Source organism: Enterococcus rotai (assembly GCF_001465345.1).
In the GTDB taxonomy this organism is placed as follows: domain Bacteria; phylum Bacillota; class Bacilli; order Lactobacillales; family Enterococcaceae; genus Enterococcus_L; species Enterococcus_L rotai.
In genome coordinates, this window is sequence record NZ_CP013655.1 from 1,133,090 (window position 1) to 1,157,552 (window position 24,463).

A 24,463-nucleotide genomic window follows, 5' to 3' on the forward strand; every position below is an offset into this window, starting at 1 on the left:
GGTTTTCCAGATGCCGGTTTATGAGGGAAACACAATTGAAGAAGCAACAACTAAAGGGTTGCACGCACTGAATTTGTCAAAAGAAGAAGTAGAGATCAATGTGATCGCAGATGCTAAAAAAGGTTTTTTGGGCTTTGGTAAAAAATTAGCTCAAGTATCGATCGAGCCAACGGTTAGTGAACAAATCGCTGAAGCAGTTGCCGAAACAGTTGAAGATATCATTGTGACAGATGAGGAAGTAAAAACTGAAACAGCTGTTGAAGAATTACTAGTTTCCAAATCTGATTCCTCTGAATCAAAGGTCTTGGAAAACTTAGCAGATGAAGACGCAATCACAGAACTAGCAATGTATTTAACAAAAATTTCAAAAGAATTGAATGCACCTGCTCTAGTCCGTTTAGAACGTAAAGATGGTTTGTTGGTTTTCCATTTGGATACAGATAAACAAGGAATCTTGATCGGAAAGCATGGTAAAGTCTTGAATGCTATGCAATATTTAGCGCAAGTATTCGTTCATCGTGTTGCAGAGAATAAATTATCTGTAGTAGTAAATGTTGGTGATTACCGTGAAAAACGGCAAGCAATCTTACAGCGCTTGGCAGAAAGAACGGCCGAAAAAGTGAAGCAAACAGGTCGTCCAGTTTTCTTAGAACCAATGCCAGCATTTGAAAGAAAACAAATCCATTTTACATTAAGCAAAGACGACCATATCAAAACACATTCAGAAGGCGATGAACCATACCGCTATTTAGTCGTTGAACCTGTGAAAAAATATTACTAATAAAAATCTCCCTTTAAAAAGTATTTTTTTAAAGGGAGATTTTTTGTTTAGATTGGATCACTTCACTAAAAAATACATTGACAAATACCGTCAAACAAAGTATATTTTAAACGAAATCATTCTTATCAACGTACAAAATACGATGATAAAGTAGTTGAAGCATTCGTGCTTCTTCTAGCCTGGTTCTTTTAGGATCAGGTTTTTTATTTTATCTAAAACAACTAGGCTTATATGACAAAAGTCATAAGAGCTTATGACAAATGAATCTAACGAAGACAGGATTTTTCCGGCATAATAAGGGTATCAACTAACAAGGAGAAATCACTATGAATAATCAAACAAACAGAATTGAAGAATTAGAATTGGAAAATGAAAACTTACGTTTAAAATTAGCTACAATCAAAGAAGAAAATAAGGATGCTTGGGCAAGTTGGGCTTGGGTCTTGGTTCCTGTTGTCGGGATGCTAGTTGGCGCGTTTCATACAATATTTTAGTTAAAAAACGGGAAAAGCTAGTAGACTTTTCCCGTTTTTCTTTGATTGATCAACCAATATTCGTTTGGGTAAACTGAACTACAGTGCCATAAGCAAATATTTCCACGACCCATTTTCCTTGATATTCCACATATTTTTCTTCAAAATGACAATTAATCACCGCGTCTGCTTCATATTCAAAGGCAATGACTTTTAACTGACGGTAAACACCGCTGAACACATCATTTGGATTGACGTCGGGTGAAAATAAGTCTGTTTCAATTCGATCTGTCGCGAAAACAATATCACGAAGGATATATTTTTTATTGACATTTCCTGTAGATAATGTGATTCCATTTAAACGATTTTCTAATTCTTGCTCATTTAACTCATCTCTTTTAGCTTGTCTCATTTTAGGAACCTCCTCGCATTATTAAGTTTATTTTAAAGATAAAGGAGAAGAAATGCAACGTTAACGAACGCTTATAGCAAACAAATAGTGTTGCGAAAAATAAGAAAATATGCTATTCTATGTCAAGAAATTAATAGGAATTGATGCAGTGAAAGTGCTAGATCCAACCTGAAAAAATAGGGGTGGAGTGGGCGCTTTTTTTGTAGCCAAAAATAGATGCATACATAGTTTGAAATAAGATAGGAGTTATTTTACGTAGCAATTATTACGCGGAAAACAGCTCAATCCATTAACGAAAGGAACTCAGTCAATCATGCAACAAATAACGCTAGAATTTGATACGATCGCCGCAATTTCAACACCTCCTGGCGAAGGAGCAATCAGTATTGTCCGCTTAAGTGGAGACCAAGCAATCACTATTGCAGATAAGGTTTATCGTTCAGGCAGTAAGCAATTACTAGATGTGCCGACGCACACGATTCATTATGGGCATATCTTTGATCCAAAAGAGGACAGCTTGGTCGATGAAGTGATGGTTTCTGTAATGAGAGCGCCAAAAACATTCACTAGAGAAGATGTAGTTGAAATCAACTGCCACGGCGGAATCGTGGTCGTGAATCAATTATTACAGCTACTTTTAAGAGAAGGTGCACGTTTAGCTGAACCAGGTGAATTTACAAAAAGAGCCTTCTTAAATGGCCGAATGGACTTATCTCAAGCAGAAGCTGTGATGGACTTGATTCGAGCGAAAACTGATCGAGCAATGCATGTCGCATTAGATCAATTAGATGGAAATTTATCTTCTTTGATCCGTTCATTGAGACAGGAAATTTTAGAAACATTAGCCCAAGTTGAGGTAAATATCGACTATCCTGAATATGACGATGTTGAAGAATTAACAACAAAATTATTACTTGAAAAAGCGGGTTTTGTTAAAGCTCAAATCGAAGGCTTACTGACAACTGCTAAACAAGGAAAAATTTTACGTGAAGGCTTAAGTACAGCAATCATCGGTCGCCCAAACGTTGGAAAGTCAAGCTTACTAAACCATTTACTACGTGAAGAAAAAGCAATCGTTACAGATATTGCAGGCACAACACGTGACGTGATCGAAGAATATGTCAATGTTCGTGGTGTACCGCTAAAATTGATCGATACAGCTGGTATCAGAGAAACAGAAGATATCGTAGAGCGGATCGGGGTAGAGCGCAGCCGTAAAGCGTTAGCGGAGTCAGATTTGATTTTACTGGTTTTAAATCAGAATGAACCACTATCAGAAGAAGACCGCCAACTATTGGTTGCCACCGAAGGCTTAAAACGTGTGATCTTACTAAATAAAATGGATTTACCTTCGCAACTAGATCGAGAAGCATTAAAACAGTTTGTGAAAGACGAAGAAATTTTACCAGTATCCGTTTTATCCAATACAGGGATGGAACAATTAGAATTAAAAATTGCAGACTTATTTTTCGGTGGACAAACAGGAGAAAAAGATGCAACCTACGTATCCAATACTCGCCATATTGCTTTACTAGATCAGGCTGCGATAGCACTAGACGAAGTAATTCGTGGAATCGAAGCTGGAATGCCAGTGGATCTCGTTCAAATGGATATGACCCGTTGTTGGGACTTTTTAGGTGAGATCGTCGGTGATAGTGTTCAAGACGAACTGATCACTCAATTATTCAGTCAATTTTGTTTAGGAAAATAGAGAGGAAGAGTCGATGAATCAATTTAAAGCAGAATCGTATGATGTAATCGTAGTTGGAGCAGGTCACGCAGGATCAGAAGCCGCCTTAGCTTCCGCTCGTATGGGCAGTAAAACATTGCTACTAACAATTAATTTAGATATGGTAGCCTTTATGCCATGTAACCCATCTGTAGGAGGCCCCGCAAAAGGCGTCGTTGTGCGAGAAATCGATGCACTGGGTGGCGAAATGGGTCATAATATAGACAAAACATACATCCAAATGCGGATGCTAAACACAGGAAAAGGTCCGGCTGTTCGCGCCTTGCGCGCCCAAGCGGACAAGCACGCTTACGCTACTGAAATGAAACACACGATCGAACGCACCGATAACCTATCATTACGCCAAGGTATCGTGGAACGTTTGCTTGTAGAAGATGGCATTTGCAAAGGTGTCATTACAACAACAGGTGCACAGTACCAAAGTAAGGCCGTGATCATCACAGCTGGAACAGCACTTCGTGGCGAGATTATCATCGGTGAACTAAAATATTCCTCAGGTCCCAATAATTCATTACCATCGATTGGTCTAGCCGATCATTTAAAAGAATTAGGACTTGAAATGGATCGTTTCAAAACAGGGACACCGCCACGCGTGAAATCTAGCACGATCGATTATTCTGTCACAGAAGAACAACCTGGTGATGAACAACCGAATCACTTTAGTTTCAGCACGCCAGATGATGCCTATAATTTAGATCAACGTTCTTGTTGGTTAACTTATACCAATGAAGGAACCCACGAAATCATTCAAGACAATCTACATCGTGCACCGATGTTTACTGGAATCGTTGAAGGCGTTGGAGCACGTTACTGTCCATCGATCGAAGACAAAATCGTTCGTTTTTCGGACAAACCTCGTCATCAATTATTCTTAGAACCAGAAGGATTGAACACAGAAGAAGTGTACGTTCAAGGGCTTTCTACTTCTTTACCAGAAGATGTTCAAACGGATATCCTACATTCAATTGCAGGATTGGAAAAAGCTGAAATGATGCGTACTGGTTATGCGATCGAATATGACGTTGTTGTGCCGCATCAGTTACGCCCAACGTTAGAAACGAAAGTAATCGATGGTTTATTTACAGCAGGACAAACGAATGGTACAAGCGGTTATGAAGAAGCAGCAGGTCAAGGACTGATTGCAGGGATCAATGCAGCACTTAAAGTTCAAGGCAAAGACCCATTTGTGATGAAACGTAGTGATGGCTATATCGGTGTAATGATCGATGACTTGGTGACAAAAGGGACGAATGAACCCTATCGTTTGCTAACCTCAAGAGCTGAATATCGTTTGATTTTACGTCATGATAATGCCGATTTACGTTTAACAGAACAAGGTCATGAAATTGGTCTAGTCAAAGAGGAACAATATAAAGCTTACCTTGAAAAGAAAAAAGCAGTCGAAGCTGAAATCGCGCGATTGAATTCAGTTAGAGTGAAGCCTACAGCGGACGTACAAGCGTTCTTAGAGGCGAAAGGTTCTGTTCCGTTGAAAGATGGGGTCTTAGCAGGAGACTTCTTAAAACGCCCTGAAATGAGCTATCATGAAGTGACACAATTTATCCCAGCTTCTGATGTAGAACTAGATGATAAGGTCATTGAGCAAGTTGAAATTCAATTAAAATATGAAGGGTATATCAAAAAAGCGTTGGAAAAAGTCGATAAACTAAAACGTATGGAAGCCAAACGAATTCCAGAAAATATCGATTATGCTGCAATCAACGGTTTGGCAACTGAAGCGAAACAAAAATTACAAAAAATCCAACCAGAAACAATTGCCCAAGCAAGCCGAATCAGTGGTGTGAACCCAGCTGATGTTTCGATTTTGATGGTGTATATTGAGCAAGGCAAGATAGCGAAAGTACAAGCTTAAAAAAAGAATGTAGTTTGTTTACGTTTAAAACATCGCTATGACATAATAACTAGTAATAGGTATAAAAGACCGAACAAGCCGAATAATAGTTAAAAAGGAGGGAGCTCCTAACGAAGCTCCCTCCTTTTTTGTTTCATGTGAAACATTTGATGAACGCTATCTAAATAAATGTAACAGATTTTCGGGAGACTTTTAACAGTAAGTTAAAAGTTTATATACATAAAAATAGAGTAAGATCAAAACAGGTAGATAAAAGAAAGTCAGCCAAATATTTAATATTAATGAAACTAAAGGAGTAAAACCGATGCGTACAATCAAAACAGTCGAAGATTTCTGGCAAGTAATCGATGAAATAAGAATAAAAAAAGAATTAAATTGGTCGGATTTAGTTGGAGGAAAAGCTAAATTAGCTGCCAGCCAACGCTGGAATCCGCCATTAACATATATTCTTCAAATGCAAACGAAACTGGATGTAGAGATTATCAACACCTTTGTCTATGAACTGATGGAGTCCTACCAAGCAGTCATTAAAGATCCTGAAACTCCGGAAAAGATGAAATTGATTTACCAGTGGATTCAAGATGAAAATTGGATGGAAGATGAACAACTTCTTCAAAACGTTCAAGAAATTGCAAAAACAATTTTATGAGTTATACGCACAGAAAATAAGGAGTGAAAAAAATGAAAAATATAGAAAAAATGATTCAATGGATGACTGATCGAAAAGGAAAAGTCACTTACTCGATGAATGCAAGGTTAGGACCAAACAGCTATGATTGTTCTAGCGCTGTTTATCTCGCTTTGATCCACGGAGGTTTCTTAAATACTGGCATGATGGGCAATACAGATACTCTTTTCTCCCATTTAGAAAATGCTGGCTGGACTAAGATACAAGCAGATGAAACCGGAAATTATCCAGCTAAAACAGGAGATATTTTTATTTGGGGAAATCGTGGAGCATCAGGAGGAGCTGCTGGTCATACAGGGATTTTTATAGATGATCAAGATAACATCATTCACTGCAATTATGGCTATAATGGCATCACGATCAATAACCATGATACGATTTGGGGATTAAACGGTTGTCCTACGATGACGATTTATCGTTATGGAAGAAATGAAAGCAGACCACAGCCGACACCTTCGACGCCTAAGCCCGTGCCGCAAGAACAACTGGTCGGTTTAATTTCAATGACAGGAACTTTTTATCCAGACAGAAAATTAGCAGTCAGTCAAGATACTAATCCAGACGATGCGACCAGCCCCGCACTTGATTACTATCTACCTGGTATGATGATTTACTATGATCATTATATTCATAGCAATGGCTATGTTTGGATCAGTTATATCAGCCATGGTGGTGCACGGCGTTATGTAGCCGTTGGGCCGGATGACGGTCGTACAGATACAACGTGGGGATCTGGTTTTTTCAATTGATCAAATGAGAGACGACACATTTAGAAAAGGTCTTATCTATAAAAAATAAGGAAATCTTGCTATAATGGTGGAAAAGTAAGGATAGATGGAGTGATGATTAATGACAAAAAACTTTGTAGAGAGTGAATTTGCTCCGTTAAAAAGAGTTGTTTTAGCACAATCTCAATTTTGTTTACCTGAAGAGGAAAATGAGTTAGACACAAGTTTTTTATCCGAAAAAAACCTCAACCTTTTTGATCATAAAGTTGGTGATATAGCCGATCTTTACCCAGAAATGCAAGAAAAATGGGAAAATGAAAAAGTACAAATGACTCAATTATTAACTTCATATGGCGTAGGAGTGATCAGGCCAAGAATGCTAACAGCTTATGAAAAAGAGTTAGGAAAACAGAGTAGGTGCGGTTATGCTAATTTCTTTTCAAGAGATCCATTCTTTACCATTGGTCACTTCGTCATTGAAGGAAATTTGAGATTTGCCCATCGCCGCTTGGAAATTTTGCCGATTCGGGATATTTTAATTGAGGAATCAAGACACCCAGAGGCTATTTATGTAGCAGCACCACAACCGGATATTTCACAAGGATCAAAAAGTGAAGCAGGACCATTTTTAGAAGGTGGCGATGTGTTAGTTTATGGTAAAACCATATTTGTCGGTCATTCAGGTTTGGCAAGTAATTTAAATGGAATCCACTGGCTGAAATCATTTTTAGCGCACTGGGGATATAATGTTGTACCTGTGCGGTTGCATCCGGATATTTTACATTTAGATTGTGCCATGAGTATGGTGAAAGATGGCTTGATGATATGCTGTGAAGAAGCCTTTTTAGATGGAGTGCCTCAAGAATTAACAAACTGGGATAAAATCAATGTTTCCTTAAAAGAAGCATCATTACTCATGACAAATGGACTACCACTCAATGATTCTGTTTATATTACGGATCAATCATTTACAAGATTGATCATAGCATTAGAAAAATATGGAGTGAAGGTCGAAACATTAGATTATGAAGTCTCAAGAATATTTGGCGGTTCCTTCCGATGCACTACACAAGCATTATTAAGAACAACCAACTAATTGGCAACTTATAGAAAACGAAAAGAAATTCAGATTTTCACCAAACAATTGTAATAAAGAAGCCACTTTTCCAACACAAAAAAGTCACAATTTCGGGTTATTATAAATTCATACCAAACAAACAACCCTAACAAAACACTTTTTCATTTTTTAACTCCTTTTCCCACTCTTCCCCAAAGAGTGGGTTCTTTTTTGTGAATCACTACGATTGGCTATACCAAAGTAGATGATGAACAATACTTGGCGAACAAAGTGAGCGAAGTGTCTTTACTAGAGAGTCACCAAAGCCTTAATATAAAAAACAATAGAAGCAAAACCAACACAACCAAATAAATCGCTTATAATTCGAATTGTCATTCAATTAAAATAAAAAACGGTACTTAAAAGAAGCTACACGTGCAAAAATAATTTTGCATGCGTAGCTTCTTTTTTTAATCATAGTGTCATTTAGAAAACTAAATTCTATTTACTGTGTTTTCCTTTTCTTCTCTTCCAGAAAAGAAGAGATCCAGCGGCACCTGCCATAAAGGCACCCATTCCTTGTTCCATTAGAGAAGATTCTGTTCCTGTATTCGGTAGTCTTCTTTCAGAACGAGTATTTGGTAATAGTTTAGTTGAAGGATCAGAGACTGTGTTGCGTTTAGTACTTGTTGCCACAGTGTTTCCTGTAGATTCTTCCTTCTTCTTAGGATCAGTTAAAGCTACTGGCGCCTCGGCTAGATTGGCTGCGATAGGAGCTTCTAGTGCATTAGGTTCCGTTGGTGCAGTAAGTTCGATTGGCTGTTCTACTGGCGGTGTTACTGGGTCAACGGTTTCTGGTGCGATAACTTCTGGAATAACTGGCGCTTCAACAATAGGAGCTTCTTCTAATTCTTCAGGTTTCTCTAAAGGATCGACATCTGTAACATCTTCCAAATCTTCTAGTTCAACAGGAGCATCAGGTTGAATACTTTCTTCAGCTTCTTCGCTATCTAATTCCACATCAGTTACATCTTCTGAAGTACCTAGTTCTACAAGTGAACTAGGAGGAGTAGATGCATGTTTATCTGTTAAAGTAGGTAAGTTGATTCCTGTGATATTTTCAATTATTTTTGTTGAAGCCGCAGCAGGCACAAGCGCTGGATTGGTTGGTTCTGTTACATTTTCGACTTTTTTAGGTGTGTTAATTCCTACTGGCTTTGTCGGGATTTCAGGCATATCTGGTACTGTTGGAATTTCTGGAGCATTGATTTTTTTGAGTATTAGCGAATCTAATTCAGTTTGGATTGTTTTTAGATCAATAGGTGGAAGGTTAACCTTTCCAAGCGCGGATTGTGTACTCATTCGCCAAGTGATTATTGAACTTCCACCCCCCATTTTTATCCAGTCATAGAGAGAAAGACCAACATCTTCAATATAAGGATCTGCATAAAAAGCATCTAAGCTTGTTTGATAAGCTCCAGTTGCAACGTTGAGACTTGTAGTGATTGAAGTTGGAATTCTATCTAAGTTTACGGGTGGTTTAACATTGTTGCCCGTTGCTAAATTGAATTCTTCAATTGCAGCAGCCATGGTTGAATTAGCTACTGTCCATTTATCAGAAACGCTTATTAGATAATCAGAATAATTCGTAAGTTTCTCAATTGCTCCACCTGCAATTGACTCATAAGTTGAGACAAATTTATCCCATTCTTCCGATGTATTTAATGATTGTAAGCGTTCTGTTGGATAGCCTATAGGAGTAAAATCTAAGGTTCCAGCAGTGTTAATAATTTCGATCCAAGAATCCAATTCTTCGTCAGGATCTCCAGCGTTGCCTACACTCCATCCTTTAGTGTATAAATCGAAAGCATCAGAATAAGTTTTGTATGATTGATAGTATTGCTGATACACTTTAGCACTATTAATATTATCCTCCATCACATGTTCAGCCTCAGCAATGAAATTTACTAATTTAGACTGAAAATCTTCTGGTCCATAAATAAGGTCTTGGGTAATTTCTGGTTTAATAGAACTAGCATTGTAACTATCATTTTTATCTTGATAGTCCATAATAACTGGCCACGATTCATTTAGTACTTTAGTTAAAGCTAATTTAGCTGTTTCGTATTTAGTTTGCCACAATGCTAAGTCAGCAGGAAGATTATCAAGATTTTCTTGCGTTATTTTATCAGCTGGAAAGTCATCAAGAACGTTATTCATTCCAGTAATAGCAGCATTGATCTCACTTTCAGCAACAACTGCCTTCTCGTAAGCAGCAAGTGCATCCTCATATGGTTTTGCAGCTGTAGTGAAACTTTCTTTTGCAAGGTCATATTTAGTTTTGAGATTTGTATAGAGTGTAAGAGCTTTATCGTAATTGATAGTAAGAGTTTTTAATTTTCCGTTAGCTAGTTGGTAGTCCTTATCAGCAGCTTCCCACGCATCATTTGCAGTACCGTAGGCTGTATTAACGCCTTTATACTGTTCATGAAGCTTTTTAAAGGAAGTTTCTAATTCTGTGTACTCTTTTGAAACAGCGGCGAATTCTTTTTCGTGAGCTGTTTGCTCATCTTTCACTTCACCCAATTTGATTCGCGTTGCATTATAGGTTTTCAGGGTTTCATCATATTGCGTTTTCAGACCAATATAATATGCAGCTAAATCCGTATATTCTTTCTCGCGAAGTTCAAATGTGTCTTTCGCTTTAGAAATGGCAGTTGCTGCTGTGGTATATGCTGTTTCAGCTAAAAGGTACTCTTTATCTAAAGCAGCAAATTGTTTTGTTACTATATCATAAGTTTCTTTTGTTTTAGTATATTGCCTTTCTAAGGCGGTGTATTGTTTTGTAGTTGTTTCTAATGTTTCTCCTAGTTTGGTAAAAGCTATTTTCGCTGAAGCCAACTCTGATTTTAGTGTAGTTAATTCCTCTGCTAGTGTTTGATATTCTGGTAAAAGACGGTCATATTCAGCACGTGCTAGTTCATATTTTTTATTAGCAGCATCATATGTTTTGCTCGCCTCATTATAGTGCGCTTCTATGATGTCAAAAGCGTCTGATCCGTTTATAAATTTAACAGATATGGCGTCATAAGTTTCTTTTAACAGGTCATATTGGCGTTTTACTTCAGCAGACTCTGTGACTGCTGCTTGATAGGCAGATTCTGTTTCTTCATAGACACTGATTACTTGTGTATAGTTCGTGCTGATTGTTTGGTAGTCTTTTTCCAATTTTTGGTAATCAGTATTTGCTTGCTCGCATTGTGCTTCAAGAGTATCATATTGTTGCTTGATAGACTGATAGGAAGCAGCAATTTTTTGATAATCAGCTGTTGCAGTGTCATAAGCTGTTTGAACGTCTTTGAACTTTGTCGTGAGTTGTTCAGCTTGTTCTTTTACTTGTTGATATTCTTTGTCCACTTCGTTATAACGAGCATTATTTTCATTATAGGCTGCTAAAGCTGTTGAATATTCCACTGTGCCTTCTTCATACTGTTTTAGAATAGCTTCAGCGGCTGCTCTTTTTTCATTATAGGTAGCTAAATCAGTTTCATAAGCAGTCAATTTAGCATCATAGGCAGCTTTTTGTTGATCATAGGTTGTTTTCGCAGTTTCATATGTTTTTGTTTTTTGATCAAAGGCTGTCTTTTCGGTTTCGTAGGTCGTACGTTCTGTTTCATATTGCGTTGCTAATTCTTTAAGTTGACTAGATAAAGTTTCGTAAGTTGTTTTTGCTTCTTCGTACGCTTGTTTTGTTGTGTTATATTCATCTTTAATTTTATTATATTCAGTAAGTTTTCGTTCATAATCACTTATGGTTACCGTTAAATCTGATAAACGTTTTTCATAAGTTGCTTTATCCGCTATATAAGTTGTTTTTGCATCATTATATTCAGTTAGCAGTACGTTATATTCCTCAAGTGCTTTATCATAGTCAGTTTTTACTTCGATATAGCTGGTTTTTGCTGTTTCAAGTTCTGTTTTTAAGGTGTTGTATGTCTCTGTCGCTACGTTGAATTCTGTCGCTTTAGTATCATACGCTGTTTTTTTAATAGTGTAGTTGTTAAGTAGCGCTTCATAAGAAAGTTTTTGTGAATTATAGTCTGATAGTTGCGTGTTGTACTTATTTTTTGCCTCATTGTACGCTGTTTGAATGGTTCTATATGCTGTTGCAGCATCCTCGTAAATTTTTCGTTTTGCTTCGTATTCCACTCTTAAATTTTCGTAGATTGTTCTTTTTTCTTCAGCATCTTTGTTCAATGCCTCGTATTCAGCTTGGGCATTTAAATAGTTTGTTTGCATACCGAGAAAAGTTGTTTCCGTGTCTTGATAACGTTTTTGTTCTACTTCATAGGCAGCTTTTGCTTCGTTGTAAGTATCAATATGTGCTTCGTAGCTAGACTTATTTGTTTCATATGTAGCTTTATGTGCGTTATAAGTCGTTGTCGCTTCTTCGAAAATCGTTAACTGATTTTTGTACGTTTCTTTTAATCCATCTAAAGTCGTTTTAAGTTGATCAGCTGTTTCATAAGTTTTATCAGCTTTGCTTTTAGAGGTATTGTAGTCATTTAAGGCAGTATCATACTCTTTTTTTGTATCTTCGTATTCCTTTTTCGCTGTGGTGTATTCTTCTAATATACTCTTATAATCTTTTTCCAACGTTGTTTGAGCAGCTTGCTTTTGCTCTATTGTTGCAGCCAGTGCGTGTATAGGACTACCAGAACCTATGAGAACCACACTGGAAAACAACATAAATTTAAACGAACCTTTTCTCCATGAGTCATTCATTAAACCACACATACCTTCCTTTTTTTGTAGTAATGTTCATATAGTAAAAATATAAAATCTTAATGAAATTTATATTTTCATAAATGTAATTATACAATAGTCTTAAGTAAAACATTTATCATATTTTTCATCATAATTACAATTTTTTGATAATCAAATAATGAAATAATAATCATTATTTGATGGTTTTTGTATAAAAAGTGTAGAACAGCTTGGTGATAGAGGATTTTTACCTTTGAGGAATATTATTTTATTTTTTTGTATAAGTTTAGGAAATGTGAATATTTATGTATGTATATGGCATTTTAGAGAACAAGGAAACGAGAAGAATGGTATATGATTTATATATAAAATTTACATGGGTGTTTGTCTCAGTCACTTATAAAATGTATTTAACGAGCTTCTTAAAGCAAAGGCTGTGACGAACTATATCAGTTTTTTTATTATTTTTGGATCGGTAAAAGGAACAAAGCGTTCCAATTATTAATCTTTTATGGTAAGTTAAACTAAAACTTCAGATTTCCGACAAATAATCATAATAAAGAAACCAATCTTTCAACACAAAATAGTCACACTTTCAGGTTATTATAAATTCATACCAAACAAACAACCCTAACAAAACACTTTTTCATTTTTTAACTCCTTTTACCCACTCTTCCCCAAAGAGTGGGTTATTTGTTGTGAATCACTGCGACTGCTTCGCAGAGCAGATGATGAACAATACTTGGCGAACAAAGTGAGCGAAGTCACCTTACTAGAGAATCACCAAAGCCTAAATCAAGAAAAAGTAAATCAGATAGTGCGGCTCATGATAAATCTCTTGTATTAACAATCTGGGCTCCGCCAGAATGGATGATGAACAATACTTGGCGAACAAAGAGAGCGAAGTGTCCTTACTAGAGAATCACCAAAGCCTAAATCAAGAAAAAGTAAATCAGATAGTGCGGCTCATGATAAATCTCTTGTATTAACAATCCGGGCTCCTCCAGAATGGATGGTGAACAATACAAGATCTATGAAGAGAGAAGTCACCACTTACCAAACCCTAAATCAAAATAAAAAAATTGATGTTCATTTTTCGAAAGAACCATCTATCGATCAGCAGTACACTAAAGCTACAAAACGAAGGGATCGATGATCAATGAACAAAACCAAAACAACCCATTTCAGAAATGCCCACCAACAAAAGAAACCACTTGTTTTACTAAATATTTGGGACGTAGCCAGTGCCAATGAGCTGACAACCCAAAACATCAATTTAATCCCAACAGGTAGTTACGCAATGTCAGATCATTACGGCTATCAAGATGGTGAAAATATGCCGTTTGATGAACTACTAGGCTACCTAAGACAAATGGATACCCAAAACAATTACATTACTGCAGATATTGAATCAGGATATGCCACAAATGGACTAGAGCTGGCAAAGAATATTGAAGCTCTCATCAACATTGGCGTCATCGGGATCAATATTGAAGATAAGAAACCAAATACAGAAACCCTGTATTCCATAGCAGAACAACGTGAGCGGCTACTAGCCATCAAGCAACAATGTAAGACAATGAAAAAAGACCTTTTTATCAACGTAAGAACAGATACCTATTTTAGTGGCGATATTGCTGCAAACAACCAAAATGAACAAGTCTTAAATCAAACGATCGCACGAATCAAAGCGTATGAAAAAACTGGAATCGATGGTATTTTTATTCCAGGGTTAAAAAACCAAGAACATCTTAAGCAAATAGCAGCAGCAACTACGTTACCGATCAATATTATGCTAGATATCCAAAACGATTCTATTGCAGATTATTTAGATACAGGAATTTCAAGAATCAGCTTTGGACCTTCAATCTATATGCTTTATAATGAATATGAAACAGACGATTTAACTACATTTTACACATCGTTACTGGCCGATTTAGCTCAATACGAGGAGCAAGATCAGATTGAATTATTTAGAATACAGTAGAAAGGGGAATGCCCAATGATCAGCGAAAAAGAAAAAAAGCATTACTACCAAGCCTTGCTGGCAAAAGATTCAACATATGATGGTATTTTCTTTGTTGGGATCAGTTCCACTGGTGTCTTTTGCCACGCAACATGTCCTGCAAGAAAACCGAAGTATGAAAATTGTACATTTTACGAAACCGCCGAAGAGGCACTTTTATCAGGTTATCGTCCTTGTAAACGCTGTAAACCACTATCTTATCCAAGAGAAATCCCGCCTTTAGTGCAGCAAATGGTGGAATTAGTCGAAGAAAACCCAGAAAAACGTTGGAAAGACCAAGATTTCGCAGAGTTGGGCATCCACTCAATGACTGCTAGAAGACAATTTAAAAAAGTGTATGGCATGACGTTTGTTCAATATGCACGCTCAAGAAGGATGGGGATGGCCTTGAAATCAATCAAAAATGGGGAGAAACGAATCGATACGCAGTTAGATGTAGGTTATGATTCACCAAGCGGCTTTTACGATGCCTTTTCAAAAATCATGGGTAGAAATCCAAAACAATCGAAAGACATCAAAATATTATCAGCCGATTGGATCGATATGATTTTAGGTCCAATGATGAGCATTGCAGATGATGACTATCTGTATTTATTGGAGTTTGTGGATCGCCGTGGGTTGGAACGAGAAATTGAACGCCTACGCAATCGACTGAATGCTTCCATCGTCCCAGGTAAGACCAAAATCAATGAACAGATCAAAGCAGAATTGGATCTGTATTTTGAAAAGAAGCTGGATGAATTTCAAACACCCTATCTATGTTTAGGTTCAGATTTTCAAAAGAGTGTGTGGCAAGCATTGACAGAAATTGAGTGTGGTAAAACGTCTTCGTATAAAGAATTGGCAGCTGCAATCGGTAACCCAAAAGGGATGCGGGCAGTGGGGAATGCGAATGGTGCTAATCAGTTAGCGATTATTATTCCCTGTCATCGCGTGATTCAGACGGATGGTAGTCTGGGTGGTTACGGCGGTGGTTTGGAGCGGAAGAAGTGGTTGTTGAAGCATGAACGGGAATATCGTTAGAGAATAAAAAAGAGTAGACAATGGTCAGAAAAAATCTGAGTATTGTCCACTCTTTTTGAAGTTACCAGCCACCAGAAAAACCACCGCCGCCAGATGATCCACCTCCACCGGAACTTCCTCCTCCGCCACTACTGGAAGAACCACCAGAATTGCTACTTCGATAACTTGAGGTACTAAAATGCTGCAATGTCTGATAGTCAGCAAAATTGATTCCTGGTATTTCTCCTAAAAATAAACATTTATCAAGATCACGGATTGCTTTTGGATAATAAGTTGACTCAATTTTTTTGAAATCTCGTTCTCCTTTTTTAAAAGCTTTAGGTAATTCTTGTTCAAAGTTACCAGCTTCTTTTAAAAAATCTTCTTTACTAGTATCTTTCCCTTTTAGCAGATGATATGAAACGAGTAAAACGAGTAATTTTTCTTTTTGTTTTGTGTAAAAGGACTTTGATACATGTGCTTTTACGTAGACTTGTACAATCTTTCTTGTTTGAATGAATGTAACTCTTGCTTGAACGATCGTTTGCAAAATTTCTAAGTAGTCATTATCTGATTTTTTAAGTTGCAAGCGTAATTGTTTTGTTGCCTGCTCGATTTTCTGCGGCTCTGTTAGAAAATCAATTAGATGCTGAGAATATTCTTCATAGTAACGTTGGCTGATGTCTAGACAGAGTTTATAGTAAATCATTTTATTCGCAGTTATTAAGTGATGGGTTCGATATTTTCCTATCTCAATTGCGTAGTTTATTATGTCGCTTGTAAATAAAATTTTTGCCAGATAGCGTTGTAAGTATTGATATTTAGCAAAATTTGAGAGAATTAATATCCAAATAGGAGCCGATTCAATCTGAGAAATCAGTGTTTTTTCACTTAAATCAACTTTTCCCAATGTCTTTACTTTTAATTCTTGAATCGAATCAAACAGAGATAGTTTTAAAAGGTGTTTCACTAAAAAGCTTCTAAAATAGAAGTAGCTTATAATAACCCCTACAGCACTGAGCAATAGAGCAATAAAATGAGCCATAATAAAACTTAGAACAATTTCAACATAGTCAAAAAAACTCTTTTCTGGTTCTGTGTAGTGATAGTGTTCTTCATTATAAGAATTACTTGCTTGTTCTAAATCCTGAACTTCCTTTTTCGCTGCTTCGTAATTGCCATAACGTTCATTAACAATAGAAATGATATTATGACTGATGATAGTCAAACCTTGATCATACTTTTCTTCGCGAAATAATTGTTCCACACTTGTGGGGACAATGTCACGTTTCATACTATCTGTAATCACGTCTTCTACACCATATCCAACTTCTAAACGATATTTCCGATCAGATACCGCAATGACAAATAAAAAGCCGTTATTCAGGTAATTATTGCCGATTCCTAACGTTTGAAAGGTTTCATCTGCATAGGTTTCGATTGTTTCATTTTTGGGTAATTTTTTGATGGTCTTTAGAACAAATTGTGGATGACCAGTTAGTTGTTTGAAATCTGATTCGTTTGCTTGGATGATCGCTTGTTTTGTTTCGTCGCTTAATAGACCAGCTTGATCGTCGACGAAGAAGCTTTCGGCTGAGCTGGTTTGCGGGGTGGAGAGAATGAAGAGGAAGAGGGTGGTGAGAAACAGGATTGTTTTAAGAATGGTTACTTTGGTAAAGTGTGTGTGTGTTTTATGTGTGTGATTTGAGTTCATTTTGCTCCTTTTGATTGTGTTGATGTAGTTATTGCTTATTTTTTAAGTTCAAATACTGTTCTTTAAAATTTAATAGCCTAATCCCTAATTCGTCTGAAAAATCCCACTGATCTACTATGAGTCTATGGTAGGAAATTCTGAACTTTGTTTGATTACTATTTTCAATAGTATCAGTCATTAAGCGAACTTCTAAATAAATTTTTTCATATGATTTTTTATGAATACTAGTCGAATTACTAATTCTTAAATTTAATTCATTTAAGAGTTCTTTTCCCTCTTGTTTCAATAGAATCTGATCTGTTCCAAATTGTTTAGATTGAGAGTGCGACATTACAATGTTCCTCCTAGAGTTGCTATGATTCTTTTTTTATCTTTTCTATTTTGTGATACACATGTTCGAGCTCTATCAATATAGGATCGTTGTAATTCCCTGTATCATCAACAAAATGTCTTGTTAAATCCATGAGATTAATCGTACTAGTAATTGTTTCACTACCATCGATTTGTTCTAGAATATGGTTTATGGAACGTTCAATTCTAGCTAAGCTATAGTTTGAATTATCATTTGGATAATTGTTCTTAATTAATATTAGAACTTGTTTACAATGATAGTCAATCTCTTTCAGATTACGAAACTTAATTATATTACTTATTATTGAGGACAATTCTTCACTTCCAATCTAATAAAGGGACGTCTAAGGACTGAGGAGCTTCTTCTATAAAACCTAGTCTGCTAACATATACTTGTTTACTAAGTTCTTTTACTGTTAAGTAGTTAATACGCTTATAAACTTCTAATACTTGTTCGTTTGTTATTTTTATTTGTTGAGTATTTTTTTTATTTTCTGTCCACAATATAACAGTCCAAAAAATATCATCTCTAAAATCTGCGACATTGCAATATACGATACAAGATGAGTCACTATAAATTAGATTTTCTTTTTCTGTAGCTTTTGTCATTATTTGAAATTTTTCTTTGCCCATTGTTTATCAGTCCTTTATTTTAATTTGTCTAAGTTAAGGGAACCTGTATTACTAAGCTCTACATATATAAACATGATCCAAGCTTTAAAATACCCACGCAATCTTTTATCTGCTCTCAACCTCTCCACAAAATCATCTAAAGTAACATTATCATCTGAATATGTTTTTAAGCCTTTAAGGGTTCCTTTTTGCACTAGTTACGAACACATTCCAAGTAGTATCGTTTCTTTTTTTTAATATCGCTAACTTCATTTTTGTTCATATCTAACTGACATTCTAAATAAGTCTTTATGTTAAGTTTAACATAAAGACTGGATAAATATTTTACACTTAACAAAAAAAGCAAAAAACGACTAATTAGAGTAATTTTTCACTTTGATTGTGACTTAATATCTAACTTTTTCTTTTTGTCTTAATTCTGTAATTTGTTGCTCCATTTTCGTCAAGGTTTGCGTAAAGTCATTATGAAAAATAGAGAAGATTTGTGAACAAGCGTAATAGTTACTTGCGATTTTTTTCTTGTTTACTGGTCGTTGCTTGTCACTAAAAAAATCATTTAGTAAATTCAGGGCATTTTGCCAGGAATTGAGTTGTTCTAAAAGGTCATGTAATGAGTAGATATCTTGATGGCTGATACTTTTAATTGGTTGATTTCTGTCGTTTTTAATAGTTAACTGTTTAATTGTATTCATTATGATTCTCCTTCAAGTTTTTTTGGAGAATTTCTTAAATGTATGATATACTCAACTTGTCTAGGGGAGAGTTTTAGTTTAAGAAATTCATTTCTTAATCGTTAAAGCTCTGCTTCTTTTTATCTATAGTCAATCCTCCTTTTTTATTCGATAAAAAGAATTTAATGTTCGCCTTAATGAATATATAATACCGTAAATAGAATATTTCGTCAATGGTTTTATTTCGTTTTCAGAATTATTTATTCGTTTAGACGAATTTATTGTGTTGACTGTGGAATATCTACATTTTATACTGAAGATATAGTTAGTAGAAAACGGGAGGATAAGGTAAATGCCGATAATTTATAATCGTTTATGGAAGTTATTGATAGATAAAGAAATGACAAAAACGCAACTACGTAAAGAAATAGGGATAGGAACGGCTACATTAGCGAAGCTTTCTGCAAATGAAAAAGTGTCGATGGATGTTATTGAGAGGATATGTGCGGCTCTTGATTGTCAGCCAGGGGATATTATGGAGTACGTTTCTGAAAAAAATAGAAACCATTAATTACCTCTTTACCAGAGCATAATTACGGTTTCTAAGTATGAATTAGTGGTTTTATCAGTTTGATATCAAAAAATGCTAATTATTTTTTTCAATATCTTTGTACTCTTTTGATTTTTTACCATACCAGTCTCTAACAGATAAGTTACTCTCTATTCTGAACTTTTCTTGGTCCGTGAGAATTGTTTTGAAAAGAAGTATTCGTTCTAATTGGTATTCAGTATAAAAAACTAATGCAGCAACTATGAATAGTGGTGATAAAATTGCTATGAGTGAGAAGTTTCCATTATTTGGAAAAATAAAATCCGACACCCATCTAATTATGACTATTAGAAAAAATATAATCGCCCCAAATTTTTCTGTAATTCCCATCAAATTTGTCGCTTGTTCTTGTCGAGAAGATTTTTTCTTAATATCAAAAGTAACTTTTAAAACCCCCAATAGGTAGGGGAAAATTAACAAAAATTTAGAGAAATAGTCATTAATAAATATGACTATACCAAAGTACATACCTGATAATAAAACCAAAAGTAATATCCATTGTGTAAAATCAAAAAGTATTAAGGAAAATATTTTCTTCTTTTCTTTTAAATTGTAAGAGATAAAAATTAAAAGAAAGAAGACTATTTCTATGCCAATCAAAATGTACTGCAAAACCTGTACCCACATAAGGGATTGCAAATGTGGGTAAGTATCTTTCATTGCTGATATAAAAATAAGAGGAATTCCTATACAGAGAAAAGATAGGCTTAAAAATGTTGTCAGGAAGTACTTAGTATTTTGAGAATTATAAGTTTCGATATAGCCATCTATCTTCTTTTTTTCCATTGTAATATTACCCCATATTCATTATTCAATTTGTTATATGTATTCTTTTTACAGAATACATGAAATGAATGTATAATTTTTTTTAAAGAAATAGGAATAGCGCAAATTTCAATCTAACCAAACCAACTTGTGCTAACTTGAGGAGAATTGTTTCTTGGTATATTGACCCAATTTTTGACTCCCTTCCAAACGCCTTTGATACCATTCCCTACAGTAGCTAAAGTATCATCTACCGCTTTCCCAACTACACGTGCTTTATCTTTAGTCCATTGTTTAACAGCTTTGTGTTGCTTAGGGAAAAAGAATTTAGTAATCTGATTTATTCCACCAACTGCCCCAGCTCCTATGGCTACAGCTAAGTTACCCGTTGTGGCTCCTAAAATAAAGCCATCGATAGGTCCAACATTAAATATGGCATCTACACCGGCATCTGTAATAGATTGTCCGATCTTTCCTTTCGTTTCACTTTTGTCACTAAAGAAGTTTCGTGCTCCTTTTAGCCCTACTTCTATTCCCAACATACCCCATGGACCAGGTAAAACTTTACCCAGTTTGCTTAAAGGTTCCTTTAATTTAGAAGCATAACTTAATAAATCTCTTTTTAATGCTGGGGATATCCAACCGTCCACTTTTTTAAGAAAGCCACCTGCCTTTGTAAAAACTTCTACAGCTGTTTTACTAGCAGGATTAGCTTCTATAAACATCGCGGCACTTGCTAAGAAACCAGCAAAAGCGTTTCTAAATTTGGGGCTTTTTTCTAGCAGTTTTAGAAAATCTGGTGAATTAGCTAGGCTTTCCATTGCTTTTTTGGGATTCAATTTTAAAATAGCCATTAATCGACTATATTCATTTGAATCTAATACCCCTTTTGCCATTTCTGAAATAGAATCATAAAATTTATCAAATTGTATTGCTGAATACTTATTTGTAATAGTTTGATTTAAACTATTCAATCGGTTAGTAACTTCTGCGCTATTCGTCCCATTAGCTATCGCATTAAACTGTGAAGCAAACTCTTTGTCATTATTTTCAATCGCATACAACGGGTTCTGACCATTAAAACTAGACATATTATTTAAGTTTTTCATATGTGTTTCTGTTAGCTTGGTATAAAGTTTTTTAGCAGAAGTATATGCACTACAACCTTCTAAGAAACTTTGATCTTGACCATCTAATTCACTAATATTATCAGATATTTTTTGAAAAAAGTTAGATTGAACACTTTCCGTAACTTCTGTAACACTATCTTTTAGACTCTTTGATTTGCTATAATACTCACTCATTGGAATGGTATAACTTCCTGCACCCATATTAATAATACCCCCTCTTAATAGATTTTTCCACCTTTACCTTGACTATAAGGTTCTTGACCTTGCATTACTCTCTTAGCATTTCTATCACTTTCGACAAAGGCTTTTCCTACTTGTCCAGCATTGTCAATTACAATAGACCAATCCTCTTTTTCTTTTGTTAATTGACTGATTTTTTGTTCTAAAGCGGATTGCAAAGCTGTCGAAGCTTCCCCTTTAAAATCGGAACTCACAACACTTTTAACATTTTTATATGCTGCTGTTAACTCATCAAAGTTTGTTTGTATCTCAATCATTATATTTTTTAATTCAGCATGTTTGGTTGGATCATACTGTATTTTATCTGCCATTTATCTTCACCTTTCTTTAACTAGGAAACGAAACAGATGATTCAGAATCTGTCATAGTGTTATTGTAATAATGTATTTTTTCAGATAGAATTTCACATTCGACAACTAATTTTTTTTGCGCATCAATTTTTTTCGATACTTGTGTTAACAATTCATCGTATCCGCTTCCTAACAAAACCTCACCCATTTCAGTAAAGGACAACTCCGCACGAATTACTTTTTCTTTATATTCTGTAGATTTTTTGTGAGCTTTTTCAGCTGCGACTTTCAAACTATCTTGTTGTATCTTTATTACAGTCAATTTTTATTCCTCCTCATCTAAATTTCTATAGAAAATTTTGTCTGATCTTAGCCTTTACACTGTCATCAATAGATAATATATTTAATTGCTGCCTTTTCTTTTGCTTATCTTTTATTGGGTCGGATTCATGTTTCATTTTGAAGTACCAGCTGTTTAAGTTATATTCTTCGTTAAATTTAGCTTGAATAAAGCTGATTCTTTCGTCAATTTTACTGGTGAAGGAATCACGCTTTCCTGTAATTTTTGCAGTGTCAGCTTTAACTTTATTTACATAGCCATCGTAGCCATTTTTAGCAGTTTCCCCCCCAACCCAGCCAGAAATTTCTGTAGTAAATGAAGCTGCTGAATCCTCAATTGCTCCACCAGAAATACTTGCTTTAAAAGATTCTAGAGCAGAAATACGTTCTTTATAATTCATTACTGTTCACCTTTCTTTTTTAGCTAATCAATTTTTTTCTTAGGAATAGTTATGTCACTTTCCCATTCTTCATAGACTTTTACAAATCGCTGTTCTTCTTCATCGGAGAAGCCTTCATGAACAACTTGATCAATATTTTCTTCATTGAAAAATATTGTTTGGTTTGGGTCAATTCCTGCAGGATACGAACAGCCCATGTAATCTACAAAGACCTCTGATTCTGTTTCTTCATCTTGGTAAACCACACCACGACCTATGACCATAACTTTTTGAGTTCCTTCTTTTAAATAGACGATTGTTCCTAAAGGGTATAATTTTTTTTCCATGTGTTTTCTCTCCTCTAAAGTTAGAATTTTATGTATAAGAGTGAAAGGTTCTTCACTCTTATACTTGATATTATCTGCAACATTTCATTTTGTAGTAAACATTGTTGGTATAGAAATAAGCTTCATCTACTTCAAGCAAAGGTTCATTCGCTTGATATGGTTTTTCAAATATTGTTTGATCGGCTTTTCTTAATCCTAAAATTGCTTGTTTGGTATTTGTTTTGATATATTTTGGAATTGCTTCGTAACCACTTAAGAAATTCAAGTAAGAGTACATCACTAAGTGAATACCAACTTTTGGTGCACGTTCGTAAATAGCAATAAATTCATCGTCCTTAATCCCTGCCTCTTTCACGAAATTCGCCATATTATCAATTAAAACGACCCATGCATCCGTATTGCCATTTTCTTGTCTACGCTCGATTTCAGCAAGTAACATTTCTGAGAATTGTCCAACTTGTTCACCAGAAACATATGTTGAAATGCGTTCTTGATATTGATTTAATGCACCTTCTGTATCAATGGCTAATAATTTTACATTATCCATTTGACTAACAGTAGAGATCATTTGTTTTTGCAATAATGTTAGAACTTCTTCACGATCACTGAAAGCTACAAGGTGTTTCATTTTAGCTAGGTCAATTGGGACAGCTTCAACTTCTTCGTAATCAACGCCTAGAGGGATTAGTTGATTATTCATAGCATATTGAACTGATTTTTTCCGCTTAAAGCTTTCAAAATCAAGTATATCAGGCACCATCGGGATTGGTTCAGGTCTAGTTCCAGTCCAATGTTGATCCATCTGCGCCACTTCTTCTTGAATCGCTTCAATAATCTGTAACGTATCTTCACCATCGGCTGGTAATGCTGCTTGGAATAACTCAGGTTCTTCTAACTTAATCAAGCCACGACCTGGTAAGTCATCAATCGTCAATGTTGTACGTCCAACGATGGCTCTAGGTTCACTATCATCAATCATTTTCAAAACAATTTGTGTTTTGATATTACTTGAAAGTGTTGCTCTGATAGAGTTTTGTCTACCAGCAGATAGAAGTAGATGAAGGCCAACACCAGCACCTTCACGCGCCACTTGTGTAATGACTTTTTCAAGGATATCGTTGAATTTTGTATCCTTCATTCCTTCAAAACCATCTAACAAGATAAGGATAATCGGTTCTTCTTTCCCACTAGCACGTTCATACATATCCAAACTAGCCACAGAATACTCACTAAGAAGCTTCTTACGACGTTTCAATTCATCATTAATTCTACGTGCAAATTTCTCAATCTTCTCTTCTTCATCAATACTCATCGTATCTGCTACATGAGGCAGTTTTTTCAACGGTAGAAGTCCATTTGTTCCAAAGTCCAATAGATACACATTTAGCCTTTCAGGACTATGCACTCGCGCCAAATCCATCACAACCGTCTGCATA

At 35.5% G+C, this 24,463-nt stretch carries 23 protein-coding genes; 10 read left to right on the plus strand and 13 right to left on the minus strand.

What is annotated here, in order from left to right; genetic code table 11:
- The first annotated feature begins 10 nt into the window (after nt 1–10).
- On the plus strand, nt 11–781 hold the full coding sequence (gene jag, locus ATZ35_RS05285) for an RNA-binding cell elongation regulator Jag/EloR (protein WP_208929818.1): 771 nt from the start codon (nt 11–13) through the stop codon (nt 779–781).
- A gap of 326 nt (nt 782–1,107) precedes the next feature.
- Complete coding sequence (locus ATZ35_RS05290) at nt 1,108–1,275, plus strand: hypothetical protein (protein ID WP_208929819.1); 168 nt, start codon at nt 1,108–1,110, stop codon at nt 1,273–1,275.
- Nucleotides 1,276–1,324: 49 nt separating this feature from the next.
- Here the strand turns inward: ATZ35_RS05290 and ATZ35_RS05295 are convergent, their stop codons facing one another.
- Entirely contained in the window at nt 1,325–1,666 is a 342-nt protein-coding gene (locus ATZ35_RS05295; RefSeq protein ID WP_086277641.1) for a hypothetical protein, read from the minus strand.
- Between the two features lie 313 nt (nt 1,667–1,979).
- Between ATZ35_RS05295 and mnmE the strand changes: the two genes are divergently transcribed.
- The 5 genes from mnmE to ATZ35_RS05320 all read left to right on the plus strand — a co-directional run bounded on the left by mnmE (nt 1,980) and on the right by ATZ35_RS05320 (nt 7,801).
- Nucleotides 1,980–3,377 (plus strand): tRNA uridine-5-carboxymethylaminomethyl(34) synthesis GTPase MnmE, encoded by a 1,398-nt coding sequence (gene mnmE, locus ATZ35_RS05300; protein WP_208929820.1) that lies wholly within the window; start codon nt 1,980–1,982, stop codon nt 3,375–3,377.
- Nucleotides 3,378–3,390: 13 nt separating this feature from the next.
- Entirely contained in the window at nt 3,391–5,289 is a 1,899-nt protein-coding gene (gene mnmG / locus ATZ35_RS05305) for a tRNA uridine-5-carboxymethylaminomethyl(34) synthesis enzyme MnmG (RefSeq protein WP_208929821.1), read from the plus strand.
- A 304-nt stretch (nt 5,290–5,593) separates the two neighbouring features.
- Nucleotides 5,594–5,938 (plus strand): hypothetical protein, encoded by a 345-nt coding sequence (locus ATZ35_RS05310; RefSeq protein ID WP_208929822.1) that lies wholly within the window; start codon nt 5,594–5,596, stop codon nt 5,936–5,938.
- Between the two features lie 32 nt (nt 5,939–5,970).
- Nucleotides 5,971–6,726 (plus strand): peptidoglycan amidohydrolase family protein, encoded by a 756-nt coding sequence (locus ATZ35_RS05315; RefSeq protein WP_208929823.1) that lies wholly within the window; start codon nt 5,971–5,973, stop codon nt 6,724–6,726.
- 100 nt (nt 6,727–6,826) lie between these two features.
- On the plus strand, nt 6,827–7,801 hold the full coding sequence (locus ATZ35_RS05320; RefSeq protein WP_208929824.1) for a dimethylarginine dimethylaminohydrolase family protein: 975 nt from the start codon (nt 6,827–6,829) through the stop codon (nt 7,799–7,801).
- A gap of 462 nt (nt 7,802–8,263) precedes the next feature.
- Here ATZ35_RS05320 and ATZ35_RS05325 read toward each other — a convergent pair whose 3' ends face one another.
- Nucleotides 8,264–12,547 carry an LPXTG cell wall anchor domain-containing protein gene (locus ATZ35_RS05325; protein WP_208929825.1) on the minus strand — a complete coding sequence of 1,428 codons (4,284 nt, stop codon included), beginning with the start codon at nt 12,545–12,547 and terminating at the stop codon, nt 8,264–8,266.
- A 1,141-nt stretch (nt 12,548–13,688) separates the two neighbouring features.
- Between ATZ35_RS05325 and ATZ35_RS05330 the strand changes: the two genes are divergently transcribed.
- Complete coding sequence (locus ATZ35_RS05330; protein ID WP_208929826.1) at nt 13,689–14,516, plus strand: isocitrate lyase/PEP mutase family protein; 828 nt, start codon at nt 13,689–13,691, stop codon at nt 14,514–14,516.
- A gap of 15 nt (nt 14,517–14,531) precedes the next feature.
- Nucleotides 14,532–15,578: a bifunctional transcriptional activator/DNA repair enzyme AdaA gene (locus ATZ35_RS05335; protein WP_208929827.1), complete on the plus strand. Its 1,047-nt coding sequence runs from the start codon at nt 14,532–14,534 to the stop codon at nt 15,576–15,578.
- Between the two features lie 61 nt (nt 15,579–15,639).
- Here the strand turns inward: ATZ35_RS05335 and ATZ35_RS05340 are convergent, their stop codons facing one another.
- From ATZ35_RS05340 to ATZ35_RS05355, 4 genes are all read right to left on the minus strand, one after another.
- A complete protein-coding gene (locus tag ATZ35_RS05340; protein ID WP_208929828.1) occupies nt 15,640–17,271 on the minus strand; it encodes a TPM domain-containing protein in 1,632 nt (543 codons plus the stop codon).
- 28 nt (nt 17,272–17,299) lie between these two features.
- A complete protein-coding gene (locus ATZ35_RS05345; protein WP_208929829.1) occupies nt 17,300–17,602 on the minus strand; it encodes a hypothetical protein in 303 nt (100 codons plus the stop codon).
- A gap of 338 nt (nt 17,603–17,940) precedes the next feature.
- The gene (locus tag ATZ35_RS05350) at nt 17,941–18,255 is read right to left on the minus strand and encodes a hypothetical protein (protein WP_208929830.1); all 315 of its coding nucleotides are present in this window, start codon (nt 18,253–18,255) and stop codon (nt 17,941–17,943) included.
- 386 nt (nt 18,256–18,641) lie between these two features.
- Entirely contained in the window at nt 18,642–18,947 is a 306-nt protein-coding gene (locus tag ATZ35_RS05355; RefSeq protein ID WP_208929831.1) for a hypothetical protein, read from the minus strand.
- Nucleotides 18,948–19,278: 331 nt separating this feature from the next.
- Between ATZ35_RS05355 and ATZ35_RS05360 the strand changes: the two genes are divergently transcribed.
- A complete protein-coding gene (locus tag ATZ35_RS05360; RefSeq protein WP_208929832.1) occupies nt 19,279–19,497 on the plus strand; it encodes a helix-turn-helix domain-containing protein in 219 nt (72 codons plus the stop codon).
- 75 nt (nt 19,498–19,572) lie between these two features.
- On the opposite strand, the gene ATZ35_RS05365 is transcribed toward ATZ35_RS05360, so the two are convergent.
- From ATZ35_RS05365 to ATZ35_RS16795, 7 genes are all read right to left on the minus strand, one after another.
- The gene (locus ATZ35_RS05365; protein ID WP_208929833.1) at nt 19,573–20,322 is read right to left on the minus strand and encodes a hypothetical protein; all 750 of its coding nucleotides are present in this window, start codon (nt 20,320–20,322) and stop codon (nt 19,573–19,575) included.
- 113 nt (nt 20,323–20,435) lie between these two features.
- Nucleotides 20,436–21,632: a hypothetical protein gene (locus ATZ35_RS05370; protein WP_208929834.1), complete on the minus strand. Its 1,197-nt coding sequence runs from the start codon at nt 21,630–21,632 to the stop codon at nt 20,436–20,438.
- A 17-nt stretch (nt 21,633–21,649) separates the two neighbouring features.
- A complete protein-coding gene (locus ATZ35_RS05375; RefSeq protein ID WP_069647103.1) occupies nt 21,650–21,982 on the minus strand; it encodes a hypothetical protein in 333 nt (110 codons plus the stop codon).
- Between the two features lie 16 nt (nt 21,983–21,998).
- Nucleotides 21,999–22,283 (minus strand): hypothetical protein, encoded by a 285-nt coding sequence (locus tag ATZ35_RS05380; protein ID WP_208929835.1) that lies wholly within the window; start codon nt 22,281–22,283, stop codon nt 21,999–22,001.
- A 25-nt stretch (nt 22,284–22,308) separates the two neighbouring features.
- On the minus strand, nt 22,309–22,701 hold the full coding sequence (locus tag ATZ35_RS05385; RefSeq protein WP_208929836.1) for a hypothetical protein: 393 nt from the start codon (nt 22,699–22,701) through the stop codon (nt 22,309–22,311).
- Between the two features lie 23 nt (nt 22,702–22,724).
- Nucleotides 22,725–23,027: a DUF4176 domain-containing protein gene (locus ATZ35_RS05390; protein ID WP_208929837.1), complete on the minus strand. Its 303-nt coding sequence runs from the start codon at nt 23,025–23,027 to the stop codon at nt 22,725–22,727.
- A 70-nt stretch (nt 23,028–23,097) separates the two neighbouring features.
- A partial coding sequence (locus tag ATZ35_RS16795; RefSeq protein ID WP_279614920.1) for an FtsK/SpoIIIE domain-containing protein occupies nt 23,098–24,463 on the minus strand: 1,366 nt, incomplete at its 5' end.